At 37.6% G+C, this 24,663-nt stretch carries 25 protein-coding genes; 20 read left to right on the top strand and 5 right to left on the bottom strand.

Going from position 1 to position 24,663, the window contains the following annotated elements; genetic code table 11:
* Positions 1 to 27: 27 nt before the first annotated feature.
* The 4 genes from HYQ40_06880 to HYQ40_06865 all read left to right on the top strand — a co-directional run bounded on the left by HYQ40_06880 (position 28) and on the right by HYQ40_06865 (position 3,037).
* Entirely contained in the window at positions 28 to 774 is a 747-nt protein-coding gene (locus tag HYQ40_06880; GenBank protein MBZ6527500.1) for a threonine/serine exporter family protein, read from the top strand.
* A gap of 11 nt (positions 775 to 785) precedes the next feature.
* Complete coding sequence (locus HYQ40_06875) at positions 786 to 1,247, top strand: threonine/serine exporter family protein (GenBank protein ID MBZ6527499.1); 462 nt, start codon at positions 786 to 788, stop codon at positions 1,245 to 1,247.
* A 50-nt stretch (positions 1,248 to 1,297) separates the two neighbouring features.
* The gene (locus tag HYQ40_06870) at positions 1,298 to 2,179 is read left to right on the top strand and encodes an SDR family oxidoreductase (GenBank protein ID MBZ6527498.1); all 882 of its coding nucleotides are present in this window, start codon (positions 1,298 to 1,300) and stop codon (positions 2,177 to 2,179) included.
* 336 nt (positions 2,180 to 2,515) lie between these two features.
* Positions 2,516 to 3,037 carry a hypothetical protein gene (locus tag HYQ40_06865; GenBank protein ID MBZ6527497.1) on the top strand — a complete coding sequence of 174 codons (522 nt, stop codon included), beginning with the start codon at positions 2,516 to 2,518 and terminating at the stop codon, positions 3,035 to 3,037.
* A gap of 114 nt (positions 3,038 to 3,151) precedes the next feature.
* On the opposite strand, the gene HYQ40_06860 is transcribed toward HYQ40_06865, so the two are convergent.
* The 3 genes from HYQ40_06860 to HYQ40_06850 form a co-directional block, all read right to left on the bottom strand.
* On the bottom strand, positions 3,152 to 3,820 hold the full coding sequence (locus HYQ40_06860) for a TlpA family protein disulfide reductase (GenBank protein MBZ6527496.1): 669 nt from the start codon (positions 3,818 to 3,820) through the stop codon (positions 3,152 to 3,154).
* 8 nt (positions 3,821 to 3,828) lie between these two features.
* Positions 3,829 to 4,494, bottom strand: coding sequence for a sulfite exporter TauE/SafE family protein (locus HYQ40_06855; GenBank protein MBZ6527495.1), 666 nt, complete (start codon positions 4,492 to 4,494; stop codon positions 3,829 to 3,831).
* A 121-nt stretch (positions 4,495 to 4,615) separates the two neighbouring features.
* Positions 4,616 to 5,212 (bottom strand): hypothetical protein, encoded by a 597-nt coding sequence (locus tag HYQ40_06850; protein MBZ6527494.1) that lies wholly within the window; start codon positions 5,210 to 5,212, stop codon positions 4,616 to 4,618.
* A gap of 342 nt (positions 5,213 to 5,554) precedes the next feature.
* On the opposite strand from HYQ40_06850, the gene HYQ40_06845 reads away from it, so the two are divergent.
* The 4 genes from HYQ40_06845 (at position 5,555) to HYQ40_06830 (ending at position 9,717) form a co-directional block, all read left to right on the top strand.
* Positions 5,555 to 6,724 (top strand): nucleotide sugar dehydrogenase, encoded by a 1,170-nt coding sequence (locus tag HYQ40_06845; protein ID MBZ6527493.1) that lies wholly within the window; start codon positions 5,555 to 5,557, stop codon positions 6,722 to 6,724.
* Positions 6,725 to 7,091: 367 nt separating this feature from the next.
* On the top strand, positions 7,092 to 7,994 hold the full coding sequence (locus HYQ40_06840) for an SDR family oxidoreductase (protein MBZ6527492.1): 903 nt from the start codon (positions 7,092 to 7,094) through the stop codon (positions 7,992 to 7,994).
* 196 nt (positions 7,995 to 8,190) lie between these two features.
* Positions 8,191 to 9,426, top strand: a complete 1,236-nt coding sequence (locus HYQ40_06835) for a mechanosensitive ion channel (protein MBZ6527491.1) — start codon at positions 8,191 to 8,193, stop codon at positions 9,424 to 9,426.
* Positions 9,427 to 9,543: 117 nt separating this feature from the next.
* Complete coding sequence (locus HYQ40_06830; protein ID MBZ6527490.1) at positions 9,544 to 9,717, top strand: tautomerase family protein; 174 nt, start codon at positions 9,544 to 9,546, stop codon at positions 9,715 to 9,717.
* Between the two features lie 54 nt (positions 9,718 to 9,771).
* Here HYQ40_06830 and HYQ40_06825 read toward each other — a convergent pair whose 3' ends face one another.
* Together HYQ40_06825 and HYQ40_06820 are read right to left on the bottom strand one after the other, a co-directional pair.
* Entirely contained in the window at positions 9,772 to 10,644 is an 873-nt protein-coding gene (locus HYQ40_06825) for a fructosamine kinase family protein (GenBank protein MBZ6527489.1), read from the bottom strand.
* A gap of 15 nt (positions 10,645 to 10,659) precedes the next feature.
* Positions 10,660 to 11,271, bottom strand: a complete 612-nt coding sequence (locus tag HYQ40_06820) for a DUF2179 domain-containing protein (GenBank protein MBZ6527488.1) — start codon at positions 11,269 to 11,271, stop codon at positions 10,660 to 10,662.
* 137 nt (positions 11,272 to 11,408) lie between these two features.
* Between HYQ40_06820 and HYQ40_06815 the strand changes: the two genes are divergently transcribed.
* The 12 genes from HYQ40_06815 to HYQ40_06760 all read left to right on the top strand — a co-directional run bounded on the left by HYQ40_06815 (position 11,409) and on the right by HYQ40_06760 (position 24,661).
* A complete protein-coding gene (locus HYQ40_06815) occupies positions 11,409 to 11,996 on the top strand; it encodes a YdcF family protein (protein ID MBZ6527487.1) in 588 nt (195 codons plus the stop codon).
* A 74-nt stretch (positions 11,997 to 12,070) separates the two neighbouring features.
* Positions 12,071 to 13,129 (top strand): acyltransferase, encoded by a 1,059-nt coding sequence (locus tag HYQ40_06810; GenBank protein ID MBZ6527486.1) that lies wholly within the window; start codon positions 12,071 to 12,073, stop codon positions 13,127 to 13,129.
* A 243-nt stretch (positions 13,130 to 13,372) separates the two neighbouring features.
* Positions 13,373 to 15,547 carry a PTS transporter subunit EIIC gene (locus tag HYQ40_06805; GenBank protein ID MBZ6527485.1) on the top strand — a complete coding sequence of 725 codons (2,175 nt, stop codon included), beginning with the start codon at positions 13,373 to 13,375 and terminating at the stop codon, positions 15,545 to 15,547.
* A gap of 356 nt (positions 15,548 to 15,903) precedes the next feature.
* Positions 15,904 to 17,280: a glycoside hydrolase family 1 protein gene (locus HYQ40_06800; protein ID MBZ6527484.1), complete on the top strand. Its 1,377-nt coding sequence runs from the start codon at positions 15,904 to 15,906 to the stop codon at positions 17,278 to 17,280.
* 32 nt (positions 17,281 to 17,312) lie between these two features.
* On the top strand, positions 17,313 to 19,334 hold the full coding sequence (locus HYQ40_06795) for a BglG family transcription antiterminator (protein MBZ6527483.1): 2,022 nt from the start codon (positions 17,313 to 17,315) through the stop codon (positions 19,332 to 19,334).
* A gap of 2 nt (positions 19,335 to 19,336) precedes the next feature.
* Positions 19,337 to 19,645: a PTS sugar transporter subunit IIB gene (locus HYQ40_06790; protein MBZ6527482.1), complete on the top strand. Its 309-nt coding sequence runs from the start codon at positions 19,337 to 19,339 to the stop codon at positions 19,643 to 19,645.
* A gap of 34 nt (positions 19,646 to 19,679) precedes the next feature.
* Complete coding sequence (locus HYQ40_06785; GenBank protein MBZ6527481.1) at positions 19,680 to 20,006, top strand: PTS lactose/cellobiose transporter subunit IIA; 327 nt, start codon at positions 19,680 to 19,682, stop codon at positions 20,004 to 20,006.
* Between the two features lie 9 nt (positions 20,007 to 20,015).
* Positions 20,016 to 20,456, top strand: a complete 441-nt coding sequence (locus HYQ40_06780; protein MBZ6527480.1) for a DUF3284 domain-containing protein — start codon at positions 20,016 to 20,018, stop codon at positions 20,454 to 20,456.
* On the top strand, positions 20,456 to 21,889 hold the full coding sequence (locus HYQ40_06775) for a glycoside hydrolase family 1 protein (GenBank protein ID MBZ6527479.1): 1,434 nt from the start codon (positions 20,456 to 20,458) through the stop codon (positions 21,887 to 21,889). Before HYQ40_06780 ends, HYQ40_06775 begins: the two co-directional genes overlap by 1 nt.
* Positions 21,890 to 21,923: 34 nt before the next feature.
* A complete protein-coding gene (locus HYQ40_06770; protein ID MBZ6527478.1) occupies positions 21,924 to 23,294 on the top strand; it encodes a PTS sugar transporter subunit IIC in 1,371 nt (456 codons plus the stop codon).
* A 1-nt stretch (position 23,295) separates the two neighbouring features.
* Positions 23,296 to 23,460 (top strand): hypothetical protein, encoded by a 165-nt coding sequence (locus HYQ40_06765; protein MBZ6527477.1) that lies wholly within the window; start codon positions 23,296 to 23,298, stop codon positions 23,458 to 23,460.
* Between the two features lie 373 nt (positions 23,461 to 23,833).
* Positions 23,834 to 24,661, top strand: coding sequence for a PRD domain-containing protein (locus tag HYQ40_06760; protein ID MBZ6527476.1), 828 nt, complete (start codon positions 23,834 to 23,836; stop codon positions 24,659 to 24,661).
* Positions 24,662 to 24,663 lie beyond the last annotated feature (2 nt).

Raw genomic sequence — 24,663 nt, 5'->3', positions numbered from 1 at the left:
TATGCTTGTTAGAAAGAGGTGATTTTGATGGATAATAAAAATTTACTGCTTAAAACGACGTTGTTGGCGGGGCGGATTATGATGGAATCTGGTTCGGAAGCGTACCGAGTTGAGGATACGATGCAGCGAATTGCACAAAATAGTAAGAAATTCGACACAGAAAGTTACGTGACTGCGACTGGGATCTTTATGAGTATTAATGATGAGTCGACGTCTCAAATGACTCAAGCTCGAAACCGGTCGATTAATTTAGAAAAAATTGATGCGACCAACCGCTACTCCAGAGAATATGCTGAGGGTAAAATTTCTTTGATATATCTTTATAAAGCGTTGCAATCAGTGGATTTGCAGACACCAGAATTCAATAAATATTACCGGATGTTAGCGGCTGGATTAGCGAGTTTTTCACTGATGCTTTTATTAGGTGGAACATATAGTGATGTGCTGACTGCTTTTATTATCGGATCATTAGGTTATTTTACCTCGAATCGTATCTATGTGCGAACGGAGATGAAGTTTATAAACGACTTGATTGCGTCGTTTATGATTTCACTCGCTTCAGTAATATGCTATCGGATGGGTTTTGTGGCTAATCTGGATAGTTTAATCATCGGCTGTATTATGCCATTAGTTCCTGGGCTGGCGATTACGTCAGGAATGCGAGATTTGTTTGAAGGGCATTTACTAACGGGAATTGTTCGAACGGTAGAAGCACTTCTAATCTCTGCTGTGATTGGGATTGGGATTGCGATGACTTTACAATGGTTTTCTTAAGGAGATAGTATATGACTGAATTTATTGAACAAATTATCTTTAGTTTCATTGCGAGTGTGTCGTTTGGTATTATTTTAAATGGGCCTCGAAGAGGTATTTTATTCGGAGGAATTGCTGGGACTTTGGGCTGGATGAGTTTTTGGGTGATTAATCAAGCAATCGGTGATTTAGCGATATCGAATTTTGTGGGCTCAGTTGTGATTGGTTTAATCTGTATTTTCCTATCCAGAAAATTAAGATTACCAGTCATCACGTTGAATACGCCTGCCATTGTACCCCTCGTACCCGGTGGAGCAGCTTATATGGCAGTCCGGTCAGTTGTGGAGGAGAATTATATCGACGGCGCAAACTACATGATGGATGTGGCGTGGACAGCGGGTGCGATAGTTTTAGGCTTTATGGTTGTAAAATTAATCGAAAACGAAATTAAAGCGAGACGATTGAAAAAAATGGAAAAATCAATAAACAGCTAATTAAAGTACCTCAAGTCCTAAAAAGATTTGGGGTCTTTTATTTTGCTAAATTGTACAAAATAAGTTGTTTTATTGGAGCAGGTACTGGAATTGGTAAAGGAATCGCATTTGGTTTAGCTAAACAAGGTAAAAAAGTCATCGCAGGCGTTGAGACTTTATCTGAGGTATCCGCAATAAAAAATGAAGCAGCAGAAAAAGAGCTGGAGCTTCGAGTTGAAAAGTTGGATATTACAAGCGAAGCAGATAGAGAAAGAGCAGGCGACTGGGAAATTGATGTCTTAGTAAATAACGCAGGTGTATCCATTGGAGGCTCTTTAGTAGATATTCCAGAAGAGCACTTGCGCCGTCAATACGAGGTCAATGTTTTTGGGACGATTTTTCTAACTCAACACATTGTCCGTAAAATGGTTAAGAAACAACAAGGTAAAGTAATCTTTGTGTCGTCAATTTCAGGATTGATGTCAGACCCACTTTCAGGTCCATATGGTAGCTCGAAGTTTGCTATCGAAGCGTTTGCGGAATCGTTGAGTGCTGAATTGCAAGAGTTTAAGATCCAAGTTGGAACGATTAATCCAGGACCTTACTTGACTGGTTTTAATGACCGTGAATTTGAAACTTGGAGATCATGGCGAGATAACCCTAACGAGCGTATCTTTGATTATGAACAACTCGCATTTCCATATGAACAGCTGGATCCAGAAGGTGTGATTGAAGAAGCGATTAAAGTTGTGACTGGTGAAGTGAAACAGTACCGTAACGTTATCTCAGCAGCGATGAGCGCTTTAGCGAAGAAGCGTGAGAAAGAGTTATGGGATAAGAAAATGGATGATAACTTAGGCGAACGACATGAATTGGTTCAAAAATCGATGGACATTGACCCAGAAACATCCGTAGGTAAGAGTGTCATTAATAAAATAAAAGATTTAATATAACGGTTTGCCTCAAGTCACCACATACCCCTTATCGAATCCAATCGATAAGGGGTATTTTTCGTGCAATTAAATCCTTTTTAAAGAGGCATTTAAGCAGCTATGATTAAAAGTTCCACTTCATAGTGGAAAATGACAGTTTATGAAAACCCTTACATCAATGATTGTGAGGCCTACAATTTACTTAACGCAAAAATAATATGACTTTATAAAAAATGCTTTATAAAGATTGTTAGAATGGTAGGTGGAGATTAAACTAAAGTTAAATAATGGAATAAGAGAGAGTCGAATGATATATGAATAACATACAACGCATACAATATTAAGAAAAACCAATACTTGATTGGCCTGCCAAGTAATAATGGAGCAGATGTATTATCTTGGACGAATAAAGTTTTCAATAGCAATTTTGATGAGTTGGACCTAGTTGCAGCAAAACGTCCACATACGGAAAGTATATTTGTGCCATATCTAAACGGGGAACGCGCACCGATTTGGAACGAAGCAGCGACAGGGAATTTGTTTGATTTAACTCGAGTCAGTTCTAGAGAGTCGGTTCTGTTCTCGATTATCCTTGGAATGATATTCAATATTAAGCACAATGTGAGTGTCCTAGAAGAACTCGCCGACTTTAAGGCGATTGGCTTAGTGGGTGGTGTGACGGAACTCGCAGCATTCCCACAATTAATTGCGGATATCTTAGGTTATAAATTATATATTCCAGTTATGAAACATGCAGAAACACTGGGCAGTATCGCAGTCGTTAAAGATATTGAATTACCGAGGGATTACCGTATTGTCGAACCTCGATTCGGTCAAAGTTATGATGCGTTGTTTAAGAAATACTTGGGGAAAGTGTAGAATTAATAGAGAGTCGGGCCCAACTCACGCCAAACGCGAGTTGATTTGACGCAAGTTAGCGCAATTCAACAAAAAACCATCTAGTCTAAACATCAGAGACTAGATGGTTTTTTATTATGATACTTTTGCGATAAGTTGCTTTAATTTAGCAGGTGAGACTTGGCCTCGCACGACTTCAATCACTTCGCCATCAGAATCTAACAAAGCTGTGAGGGGTAACATGTTCGCAGCGAATTCGATTTGATTGCTTGCGTTATTGTCGAAGTAGATTGGCATAGACAAGTTCATCTCATCAGCGAACTCTAAAGCTGCTTGTTTCGTTTCTGTTGGGCGACTTTCTAAGGCATTCAACATAACAAAATTAATATCTGATCCGTGTTCTTGATAAGACGATTCAAAGTAAGGCATCTCGTCACGGCACGGCGGACACCAAGAAGCCCAGATGTTTACAATAGTTGGTTTGCCAAGATTTTGTGAAAGTCGAATAATATCTCCATCACTATCAACGTAAGTTGTTGATGGACCTTGCCAGACTAGCTGGCTTTCACTCTCTGATTCAACAGACTCCTCAGAAACTTCAGAAACTTCAGAAACTGACGTAGAGTTGGTAGGTGCTTCCTCACTTTCGCTACTTGATTCAACTGATTCGACAGATTCGACAACTAAGTGTTCTTCGGTCAAATCCTCTGAGACAGCAGGACTGTCGAGGTTGCTTTGATAGATAATAAAAGCAACGGCAAACAGGGTAACAAACCCGATTAAATATAGATAGATTTTTTTCATAATTACTCCTAACTAAGATAGATTAAGGCCATTTCTAACCAACCGAACATCGTTGAAATCCCCATAACAATTAAAAATAAAGCGGACACAGTTTGAATGATTCGGTAATGTTGTTTGATCCACGTGAGTACGTGATTCATTTCGTTAAGTAATAGAGCACTCAAGACAAAAGGAATTCCTAAGCCAAAAGAAAAACTTAACAATAAGGTCACTGATTCAAGGTAAGAGCCAGAGGTTGCTGCATATGAGAGGGCACTGGCTAGAAAAGTCCCGACACACGGCGTCCAAGTAAGTGAGAAAATCATGCCGAAAACAAAAGAATTTGTTTGCTTTAAAGAACTGCCAGGCATAATATTCAATCGGTTCATAACTGGGTTCCCAAACAGATAATCAATTCCAAGGAGTATCATAAATGACCCCGCGATAAAATGAATCAGTGTGCGATTAATTAGTACAAACCGCCCGATTGTTGTGACGAATATTCCCATAAGTATAAAGACAAGCGTGAAACCTAGGACAAAAAATATGGCTTGTAAAAGGAGGGAGCTTTTTTGCTTGTCGGATTCTTTCTCCGATTGCCCAGTTAAGTAAGCAAAATATATTGGAAGCATCGGTAATAAACATGGTGAGATAAAGGTTAAAACCCCTTCAACTCCTAGTAATAAATGTTGCACTAACTCGAACTCCTTCCTAAAGTAACGATTACATTCATATAAATATTAGCACAGCTCTACGGGAAAATTAAGAAGAATACGTGTTTAATTGGTTAAGAATATAGGAAGATGATATATTTGTTTATTTATTTAATGCCTCTTTCAATCCCACAAAGCCATTAGAAATCTTACGGCTTTTTTCTTTACCTTTTTGATTGATAAAGGCTACTTTAAATTGAGTATAGCCATTCTCAATGACGCGAGAATTTTTCATCTGTTCGATTAACGCACCCTGTTTAGAATAAGTCTGTATATTTTTTCTGGGATTTTCTTTGAGATGATGAATAATGTCCTCTATAAAAGTGTCTTTATCATTAATGTAGCGTTGTGCTTGATTCGCTTTGTAATGTTTTCCTGGGGCATTGAATCGATTAATAAGGTTGGTTTCTTTGTGGATAGCATAATCAGCCAAACCTTGTAAAAATAACGACCATAAGACGCCATCCTCATCTAGTACATAGATTGAATCACTTTTGAAGTTATGAAGAAAGACAAAGATAGTGAGGGCAATGGCTAGAAAAAATAATACAATTACAAAAATAACGGCTGATACAGGTGTCGGCTGGAAATAAACAAAGAAAATAACGAGTAACGCAAAGATGACCATTGCAATGAAAAACGCCGCAATATATGGGTTCCAGTAAGTTTTATCTTTATTTTTGTGATGAAAAATTTGCATGTGATTTCTGCCTCCTTAAGTGAATGTATCATACCATTATTCTAATTTTTGTGAAAATACTTTCCAAGCAAAAAGATAATTAAAGCACTTGGTGCAACAGTTGTACTCGAAGTAAAAAACGGAGTACTAGCAAATTATGGTGGTAAGTTAGATTTATACAGTCAAGAAATAAATTAGATATTGGGTAATGATGAGTAGAAAAAAATTGTGAACAGATATATGGACAAACATTTGTTCATATAACCAGCTCAAGATCTTTGCACAAAATTATTCACTATCTGTTATAATAATCACGTATCTAAACAGAATTTAACTATATATAATCAACAAGGAGAACGAAACATGAATATAACAGTAGTGGGATTAGGTTACGTTGGACTTTCAAATGCGATTTTACTAGCACAACACAACAACGTTCGAGCATTAGAAATCGTCCAAGAAAAAGTCGACTTAATTAACCAAGGTAAATCACCGATAGCGGATAATGAAATTCAAAATTACTTAACAAGTAAAGACTTAACTCTGGAAGCAACCACAGATAAAGAGCATGGTTTCGGTCATAAACCAGAATTCGTTGTCGTAGCAGCACCGACGGATTATGATGACGTGAAGGATCACTTTAATACAGTTGCTTTAGAAAGCGTCATTGAAGATGCGTTAGAGTATGCACCCGACGCGACTATTATTATTAAATCAACCATACCAGTAGGTTATACTCGTCGAATCAATGAAAAATATAAGACGAATAATATTGTCTTCTCGCCCGAATTTCTTCGTGAAGGAAAAGCGTTATTGGATAATTTATATCCTTCAAGAATTATTGTTGGAGAAAAATCAGAGCGCGGTCAAGCTTTCGCAAATTTAATGTTGGAAGGTGCGATTGCGAATAATGTTCAAGTTTTATTAATGGACTCCACAGAAGCAGAAGCAGTGAAATTATTCTCAAATACCTACTTAGCATTACGTGTATCTTACTTTAACGAGTTAGACACGTACGCTGAAACAAAAGGGCTTGATACGAAAGCGATTATTGATGGGGTGAGTTTAGATCCTCGAATTGGTGATTACTACAATAATCCATCTTTTGGTTACGGTGGATACTGCCTACCAAAAGATACGAAGCAATTGTTAGCTAACTACAAAGATGTACCGAATAATCTAATTCGCGCGATTGTAGAATCGAATGCAACACGTAAAGGTTTTGTGGCGGACCAAGTCCTATCACGTGACCCACAAGTTGTTGGGATTTACCGATTAGCGATGAAAACTGATTCGGATAATTTCCGTCAAGCTGCCATCTTCGATATTATGAAACAAATTCGTGCAGAAGGTATTGAAGTTGTCATCTATGAACCAAGCTTGAAAGCTGAGTCATTTGAAGGCTACCGAGTTTTAACTGACATTAATGAATTCAACTTAACGTCGGATGTGATTTTAGCCAACCGAATTTCAGATGAAATTAAAGAAGTCAGCGAGAAAGTTTATACTCGTGACGTCTACAACGAAAACTAATTAAAGACCACTCATTTCATTTAGAAGTGAGTGGTTTTTTACGTGAAATAGTGTTTGCGGATCATGGTAGAACTGACGACACCCCGCAAGTTCGATTGCGGATCATGGTAGAACTGACGACATCCCACAAGTTCGTTAGCGGATCATGGTAGAACTGACGACAACCCGCAAGTTCGTTTGCGGATTATGGTGGAACTGACGACAACCCGCAAGTTTGTTTGCGGATTATCGCAGAAAAGACGACAATCCGCAAGCGGTGATCACACACCTAATTCCCAATTAATCTATATATCCGAGTGCAAATATTTAACGCTCATTGATTCATCATGCTACACTTTATGTATCTTAGCAAAGGGAGGACAATATTATGACAAACAAGAACATTGAAGATCCGAGAACAAAACATTATACAGAAGGTTTCTCAGAAAAAAATGAAGAAGTCGCAAAGTCACCAGCGCTACAAAAGGATATGAAACCAAAACCAGATTGTGGGGAAGAATCATATAAAGGTAAAGGACGATTAGAAGGTCGTCATGCGTTAATTACGGGGGCAGACTCAGGGATTGGCCGTGCAGCGGCAATTGCGTATGCTCGTGAAGGAGCAGATGTTGTGTTCCAATATTTTCCAGGTGAAGAGCCGGATGCAGAAGAAGTTCGCCAATTAATTGAAGCAGAAGGTCGTAAGGCTGTTTTAATTCCAGGCGATTTACGTGAAGAGGGTGTGGCAACCGAATTAATCAACAAAACCGTGAAAGAATTCGGTGGGATTGATATTTTAGTGCTGAACTCAGCTCAACAAATTGCCCAAGAGAAGTTAAGTGACCTATCTATGAAACAAATCAATGATACGTTCAAAGTAAATATCATTAGTATGTTTGAAGCGGTGAAAGCTGCTGAACAACACTTGAAACCGGGGAGTGCAATTATTACGACAACTTCTGTTCAAGCAACAGGTCCATCACCGTCCTTATTGGATTATGCGTCAACTAAAGGTGCGATATCTAACTTTACAGTGGGGATGTCTAAGTACTTTGGTGAAAAAGGCGTGCGTGTGAATGCAGTAGCACCTGGTCCGATTTGGACGCCGCTTCAATTAGATGATGGAAAACTTGAAGGTGACTTAGAAACATTTGGACAAGATGAGACGCTTAAACGCGCAGGTCAGCCAGTTGAGTTAGCGCCAGTGTATGTCTTTTTAGCTTCAGAAGAAGCAAGTTACGTCACTGGACAAATCTACGGTGTGACAGGTGGTACGGCTATTAGTTTATAATGAGTATTATATATAAGTTAAACTAAATATAGTGATTAAAATGAAGAGAGATACTTTGTTATATATAGATAACAAAGTATCTTTTTTTCTACTCATATCATGAGGAATTGAGTCACCACAAGGTGTATCATTTTACATTGTGATATCAGATGATATACTAACTATAGAAATTATAAAATTTTAAGGAGGAAATAATATGGATTTTTCAGCATTTTTTGCGACATTAGGCGCGATGTTGCCAGGTATCATAGGCGCGTTATTATTATTAGTTTTAGCTCTTCTATTAGCTTGGGGACTTAAGCGTTTAACAATTAAAGGGTTAGAAAAACTTAACTTTAGTCGTCGTACTCAAGCTTGGGGCATGGCTAAGACAGAACAAGAAGGTCAGCAATATACAGAAACGGTTGGTTCAATCGTTTACTTTGCGACATTGTTATTCTTCTTACCGGGTATTTTAAACGGATTAAACGTCGGTGGCGTTATGGATCCAATTGTGAACATGTTTGACAAGTTCTTCAGTTATATTCCTAACATCTTAACTGCTATCGTTATCTTAGTCGTTGGAGCGTACTTCTGTAAGTTTATTAAAAAGCTTGTTCGCAATCTTTTATTAGGTTTAAATATTGATAAGTGGTATGCAAAACTGACTGGTAACACGACAGGCGTTGATGTGAACGAAGGTCAAATTGCTGATGTACTTGCTACAGTCGTTTACGTATTACTGTTTATTCCAATTTTAACGGTTGCACTAGAAACACTAGGTATCCGTTCAATCTCAGAACCAATCGTAACGGTATTAAACCAAATCCTAAGTGCCATCCCTAATATCATTACAGCCGCTGTACTATTAATTATTGGTGGCGTTGTAGCGAAATTACTTGGTGACTTAATTGAGAATTTATTAAGAACAACAGGTGTTGATAGATACTCACGTTACTTAAACTTCCGTTCAGAAACATCTGAAGTGAAGATTTCGAATGTAACAGCGACAGTTGTTAAAGGTGTGTTAATGTTATTCTTCTTAGTTGAAGCTATCTCAGTCTTAAACTTAGACGTTCTTAATACAATCGGTGCAGCAATTATTGCTTACATCCCATTAGTATTAAGTGCCATTATCATCTTAGCTATCGCGTTAATCGGTGGGAACATCTTAGCTAACTTTATCGCAAAAGCAACAGGTAACAGAGCGTTTGGTGAAGTTGTTCGCTACGCGATTATTATCCTAGGAGCATTCATGATCTTGGAACAATTACAAATTGCTCAAACAATCGTGAACGCTGGATTTATTATTATCCTTGGTGCTGTTGGTCTTGCAGCTGCTTTAGCCTTTGGTTTAGGTGGGCGCGACTTCGCGGCTCGTCAATTAAACAAAGCTGACAAAGCAATTCAAGAAGAGTTAGACAAACCAGATGATAATATCAACCAAATCTAGAAAACGTATAAAGAAGTCGACTTTATTCATAAGTCGGCTTCTTTTTTTGCATGCATTTCAGGTGCAATGCGTTCAAGAAAGGGTATAATATGTTAAAACAATAATGGAGGAATGACTATGCCTTATGTACGTATTCAATCGAAAGCAGGACGCACACCGGAGCAAAAAGAAGCACTGGCTCAAGCAATTATTGAACAAATGGTAAATCAAGACTATGCGAGTAAAGAGTCTATTCGAGTGATTTTTGAAGATATGGCTAAGGAAGATTTTTATAGCGGAGCGGATGAGTAATCTAAGGATAATAACTTAGTGCTAACAATCAACAAAGTCCTAAGAGCTTGGCTCTTAGGACTTTGTTTGTTCGTTTAGTATATTTTGCATTGCTTGATCAACAGATGATTCATACGTTCCACCAAACTTATACAAATGAACCATTAACAAGTATAAACGGTAATAGTTGATTCTTAACTGTGCGCCATCCGCCAATGGGTATGCTTCATTATAAGCGGTGTAAAATTCTTCGGTAAAGCCACCAAATACTTGGGTAGCACCTAAGTCAAACTCTCGGTCTCCATACATTGAAGCCGGGTCAAATAGGGCAGGACGACCGTCTGATAGAAACATATAATTACCTGCCCATAAATCCCCATGAAGTAGAGACGGTTCACTTTTGTGCTTGGACAAGTTATCAACAATAATTTGGCGAACATGTTGATAAATCTCGCTTTGATTTTGAGTCCATTTGTCGTCAGCTACCAATTCAGTGTGTAATTTATCAAGGCGCCTTTCCACAAACAACTCAATCCATGAATCGGTCCATGAATTGTCGAAGCTGATATCGGCTCCTTCATAAGGCGCAGCAAAGCCGAATTGTCCGTTAGGCGAATGATATTGATGTAGCTGTGCAACCATCTTACCTAGTTCACGTTGACTTCCTTGATGTCCTTCATCAAGGTAACTGAGTAAAAGATAAGCATCACCGTTATTTTCACCACTATCAATGACGCGCGGAACAGTGATTCCTACTTTCGTCATTTCTTCTAGACCAGCTATTTCGCCTTTGTAAAAGTCCGCACTTCGTCCGGGTTGAACGAGTAAGAAGTAGGGGGTATTATCAGTGTCTACACGAAACGCTTGATTGACATCGCCGCCTGAAACGGGTGTAATGTGTTGAATGGAATCTAGTGGTAGTAACGCTTCCCAATCCTTTGTAAACATATTACAAGCTCCTTTTTAGTCGATAAATTCATCTTTCGTTAATACGTCATCGGGTGTTTCAAAGCCTTCTCTTTGATCTTGTTCAAAGTTATCTTCAATGATTTGTGGCGTACTAATCCGTTTCGTCCAGAAACCGCCGTGAATATATTTGGCATCATATGAGATGAAGAATGCTCTTGGGTTGAGTTCATTGATGGTGTTACGTAAAGCAACTTCTGTTGAACGGGGTGTTAGAATTGTTAAGACTAACCGGTTACCGTTACGGCCATAACCTGGTTGAATCGTGACTCCATAACCACGTTCTCTCAAGGATTCAGCTAACACATGATTATCATCTTCGGTAAAGACTTGCATGACAGAATAGCCCAACGCAATCCGATCTTCAATCAACATACCTAAGTAGATGCCAACTCCAAAGCCCAAGGCATAGAAGATTAAGTAAAGCACATTTTCTTCAATGTAAGACATAACCATTGATAATCCAAGCGTGTAGATTGTAATCTCAATGATTGCCAAGATGGGCGCAACGTGACGATAACCACGCATGGTTAATAACGTTCGGATTGTGTTGAGCATAATGTAGACTAAGTTGATTGTGAAAATTTGTCCTAATACGAGCCAGTTCATAAAGTAGTGGCCTCCTTTTAATAATCTCTAAAGTAAATGTTACAGCAAATTAAATTTTATGTAAATTAACTCGCTGTTTATAGCTATATTCAATGATTATGATAGAATAAGTTATCATTTGAAAAGAGGGAAAAGCTATGAAAAGAAGATTAAAACAATTAATCGTTCTAATATTATTGTTTTGGTCATGGCACGCTGTGTGGCTGTATTTCAACTTAGATGTTGGGGAAACGCCGGTGTTGAGTGATGTGATTATCGTGCCTGAAGGCGGGGACGGGCGTGAGGACCAATCCGCAAAGCTTTTATTGGATGGCTATTCACTGTCAGATAAGATTATTGTCTCGCCTCTTTATGGAGAAAATTTAAATCTTTTACCTCACTACCAAAATGCAGGCGCTAGAGAAGACCAACTGATTGGAGAAAATGAAGCGACGAGTACGTATACAAATGCGGTTAATACTTTACAACTTATGCAAGAAAATGGGTGGACATCTGCCTTAGTCGTTACATCTGATTACCATACACGCCGAACGCGTATGATTTATGAGCGGGTGAATCAGCATTTTGGTTATGATTTAACTTATATATCTGCTTATGTTTATACGGATGAAGGCGAGGTTATCACTTATTTTGATACACCAGGACTTCGTCGGGCAGGACGACGAGAAATTTACAAATATTATGGATACTTAATTGGTTTATATCATTTCTTTGATTTTGAATAAAATTCATATTCTTAGACATTTCGATTAAGAAAGGGTACTATATATTTTCTAAAAAAATTTGAATAGGGGATTATATGTCAAAAAACTACAATATTGATAAGGTGAAGTTTATTGCCGCGATTGGTGTGGTACTCATTCATGTATTCGCATTTATCGATTCGGCATATAATGAACCTTTGATTGAACTTCAATGGCCTCGTGCTATTTTTAACTATGCAGTGCCTTTGTTCTTTGCGATTACAGGTTACATCCTGTCATCACGGACAAATGATTATATGTTAAAATATGCGGGCAGTATTTTAAGATTATTTATAACTATATCGCTGTTTTATTATGTCGTATCACTGTTTATGGCTGGGTTTGAAGCTTGGCTTTATCAAGAGCCAGTCATGGATGCTGTGATGGTTATATTTCGTTCTAAAACCTGGCGTCAAATTGTCCAAGGAACGATTGGTTCTTACCATTTATGGTACTTATGGGCGAGTTGGATCGGCATACTCTTACTTTATGTACTGAGAAAGATTAATTTAGCGCCAAAGGCTTTAATAGGGGTTGTCTTCGTATCCTACCTGTTGTCACTGTACTGTATGGAACATGGGATACTCACTGATGTGCTTCGCTACGGAGGCTTTCCAAAGGCGTTGATGTATACGACAATCGGCTACTATGTAGGTGTTCAAGGTGATTACTGGAAGTACAACTTGCGAGTGTTAATCGGATGGATGGTCGTTTATGTTGTTACTTTTGGTTTTTTCTATCAAGGGAAATATATCGAACTATTATTTATTCCGACGGTGTACTTAGTGATTACTTTCTTGAATCGATATAAAGGTAAAAAAACGATGATGGCAAAATTGGGTGATTATTCCGATCAGATTTATCTATTACATGCTTTAGGTATTAATGTGTATGGTTTATTGATGTTCATATTGCCAGAAGTATTAATTCATTCATTGCCACTACGGGTTATTGTGATTACATTATTTGCGGCAGTCTTTTCGCTTCTATTGTATATCCCATTAAACCGCTTCTACATGCAACCAATGCAGAAGGGCTTAAAGAAGTTGTCATTTAAGAAAGACAAAGATAAAGACGAGCAAATCCAAATTCCAAAAAACACTTCTTACATATAGTAGGAAGTGTTTTTTTGGTTGTCTGATGATTTATAAGGTAAGAATATTGATTTTTCAACCTTTGGATGAATCACTTATCTAAAAGCAATAAAAGTTATCAGACCACTATTTTATTGAAAAACAAACTAAAACGTTTTCACAAAAAGTGCTTATCTAATGCGGTTGTACTTAAGATTTTAAGTGGTATAATTGTTAACGGTTTTATAGAAAATATTATATATTTGAAAGGGGATTCGTTTATTTATGAACGGGAAATTCTTTAACCTAATGCAAACATTAGGTCGGTCATTCATGTTACCGATTGCTTTATTACCGGTAGCTGGTTTATTTCTTGGTATAGGTGCAACCATTACTGGGGAAGCATTTATCGCACAGTGGGGTCTTGAAACTCTACTTGGGGAAGGCACTGTCCTTAATGGTATTCTAAGTATTTTAACTGATGTTGGAGATATCGTATTTGGAAATCTAGCACTATTATTTGCTATAGCGGTGTCAAGTAGTTTAGCAACTGCTCGTAAAGAAGTTGCTGCACTATCAGCCGTGATTGGTTACTTTGTTATGTATCAATCAATTACGAGTACATTAGCAAACTTTGGAGATATTGAAGCACTAAAAGATATCAACGGTTTAGTTGGTTCTGTATTAGGTTTCGAAGAGACATTGAATACTGGAGTATTCGGAGGAATTATTATTGGTTTAGTAGTCGCTTACTTACACAATAAATTCTACCGTGTTAAATTCCCAGATGCGTTGTCATTCTTTGCGGGAACTCACTTTGTTCCAATTATCTCAACCGTTGCTGCATTAATTGTTGGTGCATTGCTAGCATTCCTATGGCCATTCATTGGTGGAGGAATTGCTTGGTTGGGTGAGACAATCGCAGGTTCAGGTCCAATTGGTGGATTCTTCTACGGTTACGTATATCGTGCATTAATTCCATTCGGTTTACACCACGTATTCTACTTGCCATTCTGGCAAACAGCTATGGGTGGATCGATTGAAGTTGCTGGGCAAGTTGTTCATGGAGCACAAAACATTGTCTTCGCTCAATTACAAAATGGTGACGTTATTAGTCCAGAAGCGGCTAAATACTTCTCATTCGCATTCCCAATGATGTTAGTTGGTTTCCCAGCTGCAGCATTAGCAATGTACCATACAGCTAAACCTGAACGTAAAGCTGATGTTAAAGGTCTTTTAGTATCAAGTTCATTAACATCATTTGTTACAGGTATTACTGAGCCAATTGAATTCTCAATTTTATTCGCTTCACCAGTACTTTACTTTGGTGTTAACGCGGTATTAGCTGGTTTATCAGTAGTAGTGGTTGAATTATTAAGTATCGGGGTTGGGTTTACATTCTCAGCTGGTTTCTTAGACTTCTTCCTATATGGTATGTTACCGGGTAATGAACGAACAAACTGGATTATCTTAGGTATCTATTCACTTATTTGGGGATTAGTATACTACGGACTATTCCGTTGGGCGATTACGAAATTCGACCTAAAAACACCAGGTCGTGAAGATGATGAAGAAGAAACACGTTTACGTGGTAAAGATGAGTACCGCCAAGAGCACGGTATTGGTCAAGCTGCTAAGACAACAACATCAACGACTGGTGCTTTAACTGACGAAGAAGTTCGTTCGCAACAAATATTAGAAGGTCTTGGTGGACAAGCTAACTTAACTACATTCACTAACTGTGCTACTCGTTTACGGGTAACAGTTGAAGATGGAAAACAAGTCAACCAAGCTCAATTACGTCGTACGGGTGCTGCTGGAGTGACAGTAAGTGGTCAATCAGTACAAGTTATCTATGGTACTCAAGTTGGCGGAATTGCAACTGACTTAGAAGAATATATCGAACGTGTTAATAAAGGCGAAATTACAGTAACTGAAGCTCCTGTAGCTGAAGAAGTTGTAGCCGAAGAACCAAAAGCAACACCTGCTAAAGAAGAAACTAAACAAACTGCTGAAGGAATCGCAAGTCCATTAACAGGACGTGTTGTTGCTTTAACAGATGTTCCAGATGCAGCTTTCGCGAGTGAAGCATTAGGTAAAGGGGTAGCAATTGAGCCAACTATTGGTGAAGTTGTTTCACCAGTTAATGGTAAAATTGTAACAGTATTCCCTACAGGACATGCTGTTGGTTTACAAACAGAAGGTGGAGCTGAAATTCTAATTCATATCGGTCTTGATACTGTTAAATTAGATGGTAAAGGCTTCAACGCATTAGTAAAAGCAGACGATCAAGTTACAGTTGGACAAAAACTGGTTGAATTTGATATGGATGTTATTAAAGAAGCTGGTTATTCAACAATAACACCAATTGTTGTTACGAATACAGCAAACTATAATAGCGTTTCTGCTTCTAACTTAGAAACAGTTAATGCAGGAGACGAGTTAATCAAAATTGATTAATTATTCAATTAAACAATTAACGAATTAATAGAAACCGCTAGTATCGAATAAGGTACTAGCGGTTTTTGTGTCTTTATAGAAAGATTGAGTTGTTTGTTGGCTAGTCTGAGGTTGTTAACTGAAAGGATCTGATATTATTGTTCCAATTACAACGAATACCACAGAACAATCCATTTATCCTAATGTTTGACTTTCCGCTTCATAGAGGAAAATGTTTAACCTTGAAAGCATTTACAATTAGGCGTGTGAGAAATAGAATAGGGTTATAAGATGTAACTGAATTCAATTCAACTGCTTGATTTTAAAGCGGAAGGATTCACATGAGTAAGTTATAAATTCAAGGAGGGCACGTTTATATGTATAAATTTCCAGATGGGTTTTTATGGGGAACATCGACTTCAGGACCACAAAGTGAAGGAATTCAACCAGGCGATGGAAAAGGGATGAGCAATTGGGATTATTGGTTTCAAGAAGCTCCAGAGAAATTCCATAACGGTGTTGGACCAAGTCAAACGTCGACATTTTATAAGAATTATATAGATGATATTGAGTTTCTAGAAAAGACGGGACACACAACCTTTAGAACGTCGATTCAATGGTCAAGATTAATACCTGAAGGTGTAGGCGAAGTAAATCAACAAGCAGTTGAATTTTACCGAGATGTATTCAAACGCATCAACGACAAAGGCATCAAGTTAATGATGAACTTATATCACTTTGATATTCCTTTTGCACTACAAGAAAAGGGTGGCTGGGAAAATAAAGAAACAGTGTATGCTTTCCGAGATTATGCAGCGACGTGTTTTGAATTGTTTGGTGATTTAGTTGATACGTGGTTTACATTCAATGAACCCATCGTTCCAGTTGAAGCAGGTTACTTAGGTGACTTCCACTATCCAGCGAAGAATGACTTTAAAGCAGCAATTCAAGTAGGATACAACACACAATTAGCAAGCTCAATGGCAGTTGAAGCGTGTCACAGACTTAATCCGAATCACCGTATTAGTGTGATACTAAACTTAACGCCAGCTTATCCAAAAAGTGATAGCCCAGAAGATAAGAAGGCAGCGCGCATTGCTGAATTATTCCAAGCGAAAAGCTTCTTAGATCCATCAGTGAATGGTGAGTATCCAGCTGAATTAGTTGAAATAATTAAAGAAGCAGATGCATTACCAGACTACACACAAGAAGAATTAGACATTATAAAAAACAATACAGTTGATTTCCTAGGCGTCAACTACTACCAGCCACTACGTGTTCAAGCACCGTCACATACAGGTGATTTTGACGTCGCGTTAGGGTTAGAAAATTACTTTGATAACTATATTATGCCAGGAAGAAAAATCAATCCGCATCGAGGTTGGGAGATATACGAGCAAGGTATGTACGACATTGCGATGGATATCAAAGATAACTATGACAACATCGAATGGGTACTAACTGAAAATGGTATGGGTGTTGAAGGTGAAGAGAAATTTAAATTAGATGGTATGATTCAAGATGATTATCGAATTGAATTTATTCAAGATCATTTGAAAGAATTACATAGAGCCATTCAAGACGGAGCAAACTGTCATGGTTATATGTTATGGACATTTATTGATTGTTGGTCATGGTTGAATTCATATAAAAACCGTTATGGTTTAGTGGAATTAGACCTAGACACGCAAGAAAAAACAATGAAAAAATCAGGTTACTGGTTTAAAGAACTGAGCGATAATAACGGATTTTAGGCCAGTTTACCTTTAGAAGGTGAGAGTTAAACGTGAGTAATTTACCAATTAATAGTAAAGATGCTCAAATTATACAGTATTTATATGAGAACTCAGATGATTATTTATCGAGTAAGTTGATTGGAGACCACATTAATGTGTCGGACCGAACAGCGCGTAAATACATTCATAATATCAAGCAGCTATTGCCCGAATACGGGGCAATGATCGAAACTAAAAAAGGTTACGGATTCAAATTGAATGTAACCAACGTCATAAAATTTAATCATATATTTGAAGAATTAAGTTCTAAAAGGAGAAGTGCTTCGGATGTGTTCGCAATAACTGAGGCCAAGGATCGTGAACGGTTTATCTTAAATAAGATATTTTTAGAGAATCAGCTTCTAACGGTCGATGAATATGCAGTAGAACTATTTGTAAGTAAATCAACCATTATGCATGTGTTGCAGAACATCCGAAGTTTCTTTAGTCAATTTGATTTAATGTTACATAACAATGTCAATGAAGGGGTATCCGTTGAAGGACCAGAAATTGAAAAGCGTCGCTTTATTTTGAATTACTTTTTTGGAACAAAGCAGATTGGATACTTTATGGACTTTAACAATGAACATCTAGAAAATTTAGATTTTTCCATTGAGACGCTCTTTATTATCGTGTTAGAGGAATGCCAAAATGCGTTGATTCAACTTTCGGATTATGTGATGCAGAACCTCGTTCTACATCTTGCCTTAGCGATTATTCGAATCAAGGCGGGTAAGACCATTGAGTCATTCAGAAGTAATCAAAACTTAGACATGGGTTACGAAATTGAGATTGCGAATCGTATTGTTAAGCGTGTTGAAGCAACGGCAGACATCAACTTTCCAAGTGACGAAGCCAAGTATATTGCTTTACATCTGAAGTCCAAGTCGAATCAGAACAAATCGGAACAACCAAGTACTAGTGAAACGGAATTACAAAAACAGATTATAGATGTACTCTCTCAGATTGAGGCGCACAGTGAGATGCAATTCAGTATGGATACGATGCTGCTGATGGGCTTAGAAGCACATTTTGAGCCTTTAATTACACGGCTAAAGATGGATATTCCGCTAAAGAATCCATTGTATGAAGAAGTTTATGAAAAGTATGCGCCCGTTTTTAACGAAACGAAGCGCTACTTCAGTCAGATGCCTCTGCTTTTTGACTATAAGATTGATAACCATGAATGGGCGTATATCACGCTTCATATGCTAGCTTCGGTAGAGCGTTTCCACCAGAGTCAAAGGTTAAAGGTTATTGTCATCTGTTCAACCGGTCTCGGTAGTGCACAGATGTTACGTAACCGCTTAGAGAATGAGTTTGGTCAAAGCATCCAAATTGTCGATGTCATTAGTTATTACCAAATGAGTGAAAGCCAACTAAAAGACGTCAACTTAGTTGTATCAACGATTGATATCTCAGTGTCATTCTTCTCGATACCGGTTGTTCGCGTTAGTGTATTTTTAAACGATTCTGATATCGCACAGATTAATCATTATATTAAAGATCATAGTCAAACGAACGTTCCGAATACGAAGGAATTAATTGCAGAAAACCATGCGCTTCGCTTGTTTGAAACGTACTTTAGCGAAGAACGTTATATGGTGATTGATAAACCAGTCACTCGAGAAACATTATTGCCTGAGTTGATTAGTCGTTTAACAGATTGCCAAACACCGTCACAGATTAGTGAGTTTATTAACCATATTGAACTTAGAGAACGCTTTGGTTCCTTAGCTTTCTCAGACTCAATTGCTTTCCCGCATCCATCGATTCCATTAGGTGTCCATAGTGAGGTTGCTGTCGCAATTGTGCCAGAAGGTGTGGCTTGGGATGATGATCATCCAGATGTGAAGTTTGTCATTTTGATGTCACCTTCGAAAGTAACGAATAAAGGCTTGGCTCAAGTCACAGATTATTTTGTTGAGTTAGTGTCTAACGAAGCGTATCAATCAATGTTACTGGAAGATCCAAGTTTTGAACATTTTAAAGAAAAATTTATAAAAAATCATACAGATATAAAGGAGAAATAGATATGAAAGAGATTATGTTAGTTTGTAACGCAGGTATGTCAACAAGTATGTTAGTAACAAAAATGCAAAAGGCCGCTGAAGCACAAGGTGTCGATGCGAAGATTTGGGCAGTTTCGTTATCGGAAGTAGACGAAAACATTAAGAATAACAATATCCAAGCAATCTTAGTTGGACCACAAGTTAAATTTGTGGTTAAAAAATTCAAAGCAGCATACGAACCAGACATTCAAGTCACTGACATTCCAATGACAGATTACGGAAGAATGGATGGAGAGAAAGTTCTAGGATTAGCACTTTCAATCATCGACTAATAAAAAAATATCGGATAGATAGGAGACCAGGCAAATGAGTGAACCAGTAAATTTAGAAGCAGTAATGGGATTAATTATGTATGGTGGCGACGCTAAAGGTAAAGCCATCGAAGCAATTGAAGCAGCAAAAGCATATGATTTTGATACAGCTGAGGTAAAAATGAAAGAAGCGAATGAATCATTAGTAACTGCTCACCAATCACAAACTAGCTTATTAACAAGTGAAGCACAAGGCGAGTCGATGGACGTGTCATTATTATTAATTCACGGTCAAGATCATTTAATGAATGCGATTACCTTTATTGATTTAGCTAAAGAAGTGATTGAAATTCATAAAAAGTTCGCGTCATTAGAAAAGTAGGTGAGTGAATTGGAAATGACGAAAGTCTATGATGCACGGGCTGATGACTTTTTTCATCTGCTAAGAAATTCATTTAAAGCAGATTATCAAAGTAATACAAAAAAATTAATAGATGTTAAAGATATTAAACCAGGACTCAAGTACAAAAAGAGTTTCGGCAAAGATAGTAAACAAGCGGTATTGATTGAAGTGGAAGAGATGAAATTTCCACTTCATTACCGTGTCAAATTATCATCGAATCGAGGCGACAATATTATTGAATATCTTGTTGAGTCTCAAAAAGAAGATGAAATTGAAGTCACGTATCGTGAAGAGTATGTAAACACTGACTTTTTCACAAAATGGAATAACAAGATTTTGTATCCACTTTTCAGAAAGAAATTTGAGAAGAGAATGGAAGCACAAGTCGATAATTTAATTAGACATTCTAAAGTAAGGAAGGAAAACTAATGACAATCAAGAACTTTCCAAAAGGCTTTCTATGGGGATCTGCCTCAGCAGCGTATCAAGTAGAAGGTGCCTGGGACAAAGATGGTAAGAGTGAATCAATTTGGGACCGTTATGTTCGTATTCCAGAAACGACATTTAAAGGAACCAACGGAAACTTAGCCGTAGATCACTATCATCGTTATAAAGAAGACGTTGCTTTAATGGCTGAACAAGGATTGAAAGCTTACCGCTTCTCAATAGCTTGGACACGTATTTTACCTAACGGACGCGGTGAAGTGAACCAAGCTGGGATTCAATTCTACTCGGACTTAATTGATGAGTTAATCGCTCATGATATCGAGCCAGTTGTTACAATCTATCACTGGGATTTACCACAAATTTTACAAGATGAGTATGGTGGATGGGAATCACGTCAAATCGTTGACGATTTCGTTAATTATGCAGCGGTTCTATTCGAAGCATACGGAGACCGTGTAAACTATTGGGTCACATTAAACGAGCAAAACATCTTTATGACATTAGGTTACGTACAAGAAGTGCACCCACCTAAAGTTCACAGCTATGATCGTATGTATAACGCAAACCATATTGCAAACTTAGCGAATGCCTTAACGATTAAGAAATTCCGTGAGATGAACATACCGGGACAAATTGGCCCAAGTTTCGCTTACAACCCAGCTTACTCAATCGATTCAAAACCAGAGAATATGATTGCGACTGAAAACTATGAAGCATTCAACAGTTCGTGGTGGATGGATATGTATATCAATGGAAAATACCCAAGAACGGTATTGAAAGCGCTTGAAGGAATGGATGTCACAATCGATATTCAAGAAGGCGATGACGAGATATTAGCGAATGCACGTCCTGATTTCTTAGGAATCAACTACTACCAAACAAATACAGTCGCATACAACCCAAAAGATGGTGTATCCGTAGGTAAGATGAATACCACAGGTGAGAAAGGTTCCTCAGAAGAATCAGGAATGCCTGGTTTATTCAAACGTGTTCAAAATCCACACGTAGAGCGCACGAATTGGGATTGGGAAATTGATCCTCAAGGATTAAAGCTAGGTATTAAACGTATTACAAACCGATACGATATTCCAATTATGATTACTGAAAATGGCCTAGGAGAGTATGACAAATTAACGAAAGACAAAGAAATCCATGATGACTACCGTATTAAATATATTAGTGATCACGTGGATGCGATTGGTGAAGCTATTGCAGAAGGTTCAGAAGTGATTGGCTATTGCACTTGGTCTTACACTGACTTATTGTCATGGTTGAATGGTTATCAAAAACGTTACGGTTTCGTCTATGTTGACCGTGAAGAAGATGACGAGACAGCTAAGTTAACGCGTTACAAAAAAGATAGTTACTATTGGTATAAAAATTTAATAGAAGAATATAATAAGGAGGTAAATTAATATGTCGTTTAAAGATAATTTTACAGACAAATTTATGGAAATCTCAGGTAGAATCGGATCTCAACGTCACTTGGTAGCAATCCGTGACTCATTCATCGCAGCAATGCCAATTACGATGGCAGGATCAATTGCTGTATTACTGAACGTATTCTTACGAGACTTACCAACAAGTTTAGGTTGGGACAGTTTCGCGGCTGCCGTGGCACCTATTGTAGAAATCAATGGTTACGTAAATGCTGGGACAATCGGTGTCATGGCAATGTTCTTTGCTTTTTCACTGGGGTCAAATTTATCTGAAAGTTACGGAGTCAATTCACTTGCAGGTGGATTAATCTCATTTGCTAGTTTTATCGTTGTGATTCCTCAATCATTAAATATTACAACAGAATTAACTGGTGTTGACAATACAATCATTCAAGCGTTAATTCAATCAGGCTTTAACATTACAGAGGCTGATGGAGTATCCTCGCTTGCAACGAGTGGTTCTGGGCTTTCATTAGGTTATCTTGGCGCAACTGGTTTATTCAGTGCTTTGATTATCGGGATGGTTTCGACCATGATTTACTCATACTTAATGAGAAAAAAAATTACAATCAAGTTGCCTGATTCAGTTCCGCCTGCTGTAAGTAAAGCATTCGCTGCTATCATACCAGGTACTGTAGCTATCTATGTTTCAGCAATTATTGGTTTTATCGCATTACAATTAACAGGCCTATCACTAAACGATTTAATCTCACAATATATCCAATTACCATTAATGGGATTATCACAAGGTATCGGAAGCGTTATCTTACTTACATTCTTAGTTCAATTACTATGGTTCTTTGGTTTACACGGACACAATGTATTGGCTCCAATTATGGATGGGGTATACGGTGCAGCCTTAAATGAAAATACAGTTGTATATGAAGCAACACGTGATATCGCTCAATTACCATGGGAATGGACACGTGGATCATTCGATGCTTATGCACAAATGGGTGGTTCTGGAGCGACTTTAGGATTAATCATTGCGATTCTTTGGTTATCTAAACGTGAAGAGCACAGAACAATCGCTAAATTATCGGCACCGATGGGGGTGTTCAATATTAATGAACCCGTAATCTTTGGTATGCCAATTGTATTAAACCCACAATTCGCTATTCCTTGGTTGATTACACCACCAATCTTAGTAACAATTGCATACTTAGCAACTTCATGGGGCTTAGTACCACCAGTGTTCTTAGCTGTTCCATGGATCACACCTCCAGGAATCTATGCTTTCCTAGCAACAGGTGGTAGTTTTGCAGCTGGAATTTTAGCCTTATTCAATATGTTTATTTCATTCTTAATCTATGTACCATTCGTACTTGCTGCGAATAAGGTAAAAGTTGAGGATGCTGGCGACTTTGAAGTAGCTGAATAACATGAACGCAAAATGGAAAACGGCGATTGTCGCTATCGGGTTCGCTTTAATTTGCTTAAGCACAACCGTTGACAATAACATACCAACAATTATTACAGGGATAACATTCATTTGTTCTGGTTGGTACTTATTAAAGAAAGATAGCAAAAAATCAAAAAATAACTAAGCAAAACAATTCGATCTATTAAATTTTTACACTTCACCTCAACTTGGGCTTAACTAGCCAGTTGAGGTGTTTTTTTGTTGGGTAAAGTGAACTGGGGTATCGATATATCGCGAGTTGGCAGAACTCACGCCAGAATGGCGAAGGAATGAAGCATATTTTAATATTTAAATCGAATGCTCAGTTATAAATTCTTTCCAATTTATTAAAACGCTTGCAATTATTTTCAATGTGGGTATAATAGCTTTATAAGGATTGTTACTGGTTATGCAGGCAAAACCTAAATGTATGCGAGTTAAAGAAAAGCTGGGTTAGACACCTCTTTTATTTGCATATGTTTAGGTTTTTATTTTTGGAAAGGATTGCTTATGAACTTATGCGGATACAAAAAATTCTAAATAATAATGTTGTTCAAACAAGTAATAAGAACAAAGATGAATTAATCGTCATGGGACGAGGCATTGCTTTTCAAGGTAAAGTCGGTGATACCATTGATGAAGAAAAGATTCAAAAAACATTTATACTAAAAGATGATGACTCTATGTTTGCGGATATCTATAAAGAATTATCAACGGAAGAAATTGATACCGTCTTTTCAATTGTGAAACTAGCTGAAGAGAAGTTGCAACAAAACTTCGAAAGTCATGTCTATATTACTTTAGGCGATCACTTGCACTATGCAATTGAAAGGCAGAAAGATAATATGCCGCTAACAAATCCATTAGCTTGGGAAGTTAGACGACTTTATAAAGCAGAATATCAAATTGGCGTTCAAGCACTAGATATTATTGAAGAACGGACAGGTGTTCGTCTAGTTGATACTGAAGCATCAGCAATCGCTTTGCATCTAATTAATGCTCAAAAAGAAGGGCATAGGATGGAACAAACGATGCGTGTGCTAAAAATTGTACAAGGTGTTTTAAATATCGTTCGTTTGCATTTCGGCTATGACTTTGATGAAGATTCCTTTGCGTATCAACGCTTTGTCACCCACCTTCAATATTTTGCTCAAAGGGTTAATTCTAATTTACAACAAGGATCGAATGATTCATTCTTATTCGAACAAGTTAGAGATACTTACCCTGAATCATTTAAATGTTCTGAAAAAATCAAACAGTACATCGAATCGACGTATGATTTCCCAGTGGGTCGAGAAGAACAAGTGTACTTAACGATTCATATTCAAAAATTAACAACTAAATAATT

This window comes from Aerococcaceae bacterium DSM 111021 (genome assembly GCA_020112395.1).
Lineage (GTDB): Bacteria > Bacillota > Bacilli > Lactobacillales > Aerococcaceae > Ruoffia.
The sequence above is the reverse complement of the archived record's forward strand: the minus strand, read 5'-3'. Positions and strand labels throughout refer to the sequence as shown.

What these genes read in the sequence shown, in the direction of transcription:
- HYQ40_06785 (MBZ6527481.1), top strand. Translation starts at nt 19,680, where the DNA reads ATGAGTGAACCAGTAAATTTAGAAGCAGTAATGGGATTAATTATGTAT.
- HYQ40_06880 (MBZ6527500.1), top strand. Translation starts at nt 28, where the DNA reads ATGGATAATAAAAATTTACTGCTTAAAACGACGTTGTTGGCGGGGCGG.
- HYQ40_06765 (MBZ6527477.1), top strand. Translation starts at nt 23,296, where the DNA reads ATGAACGCAAAATGGAAAACGGCGATTGTCGCTATCGGGTTCGCTTTA.
- HYQ40_06875 (MBZ6527499.1), top strand. Translation starts at nt 786, where the DNA reads ATGACTGAATTTATTGAACAAATTATCTTTAGTTTCATTGCGAGTGTG.
- HYQ40_06835 (MBZ6527491.1), top strand. Translation starts at nt 8,191, where the DNA reads ATGGATTTTTCAGCATTTTTTGCGACATTAGGCGCGATGTTGCCAGGT.
- HYQ40_06830 (MBZ6527490.1), top strand. Translation starts at nt 9,544, where the DNA reads ATGCCTTATGTACGTATTCAATCGAAAGCAGGACGCACACCGGAGCAA.
- HYQ40_06760 (MBZ6527476.1), top strand. Translation starts at nt 23,834, where the DNA reads ATGCGGATACAAAAAATTCTAAATAATAATGTTGTTCAAACAAGTAAT.
- HYQ40_06805 (MBZ6527485.1), top strand. Translation starts at nt 13,373, where the DNA reads ATGAACGGGAAATTCTTTAACCTAATGCAAACATTAGGTCGGTCATTC.
- HYQ40_06820 (MBZ6527488.1), bottom strand. Translation starts at nt 11,271, where the DNA reads ATGAACTGGCTCGTATTAGGACAAATTTTCACAATCAACTTAGTCTAC.
- HYQ40_06815 (MBZ6527487.1), top strand. Translation starts at nt 11,409, where the DNA reads ATGAAAAGAAGATTAAAACAATTAATCGTTCTAATATTATTGTTTTGG.
- HYQ40_06860 (MBZ6527496.1), bottom strand. Translation starts at nt 3,820, where the DNA reads ATGAAAAAAATCTATCTATATTTAATCGGGTTTGTTACCCTGTTTGCC.
- HYQ40_06850 (MBZ6527494.1), bottom strand. Translation starts at nt 5,212, where the DNA reads ATGCAAATTTTTCATCACAAAAATAAAGATAAAACTTACTGGAACCCA.
- HYQ40_06775 (MBZ6527479.1), top strand. Translation starts at nt 20,456, where the DNA reads ATGACAATCAAGAACTTTCCAAAAGGCTTTCTATGGGGATCTGCCTCA.
- HYQ40_06790 (MBZ6527482.1), top strand. Translation starts at nt 19,337, where the DNA reads ATGAAAGAGATTATGTTAGTTTGTAACGCAGGTATGTCAACAAGTATG.
- HYQ40_06810 (MBZ6527486.1), top strand. Translation starts at nt 12,071, where the DNA reads ATGTCAAAAAACTACAATATTGATAAGGTGAAGTTTATTGCCGCGATT.
- HYQ40_06825 (MBZ6527489.1), bottom strand. Translation starts at nt 10,644, where the DNA reads ATGTTTACAAAGGATTGGGAAGCGTTACTACCACTAGATTCCATTCAA.
- HYQ40_06800 (MBZ6527484.1), top strand. Translation starts at nt 15,904, where the DNA reads ATGTATAAATTTCCAGATGGGTTTTTATGGGGAACATCGACTTCAGGA.
- HYQ40_06770 (MBZ6527478.1), top strand. Translation starts at nt 21,924, where the DNA reads ATGGAAATCTCAGGTAGAATCGGATCTCAACGTCACTTGGTAGCAATC.
- HYQ40_06845 (MBZ6527493.1), top strand. Translation starts at nt 5,555, where the DNA reads ATGAATATAACAGTAGTGGGATTAGGTTACGTTGGACTTTCAAATGCG.
- HYQ40_06840 (MBZ6527492.1), top strand. Translation starts at nt 7,092, where the DNA reads ATGACAAACAAGAACATTGAAGATCCGAGAACAAAACATTATACAGAA.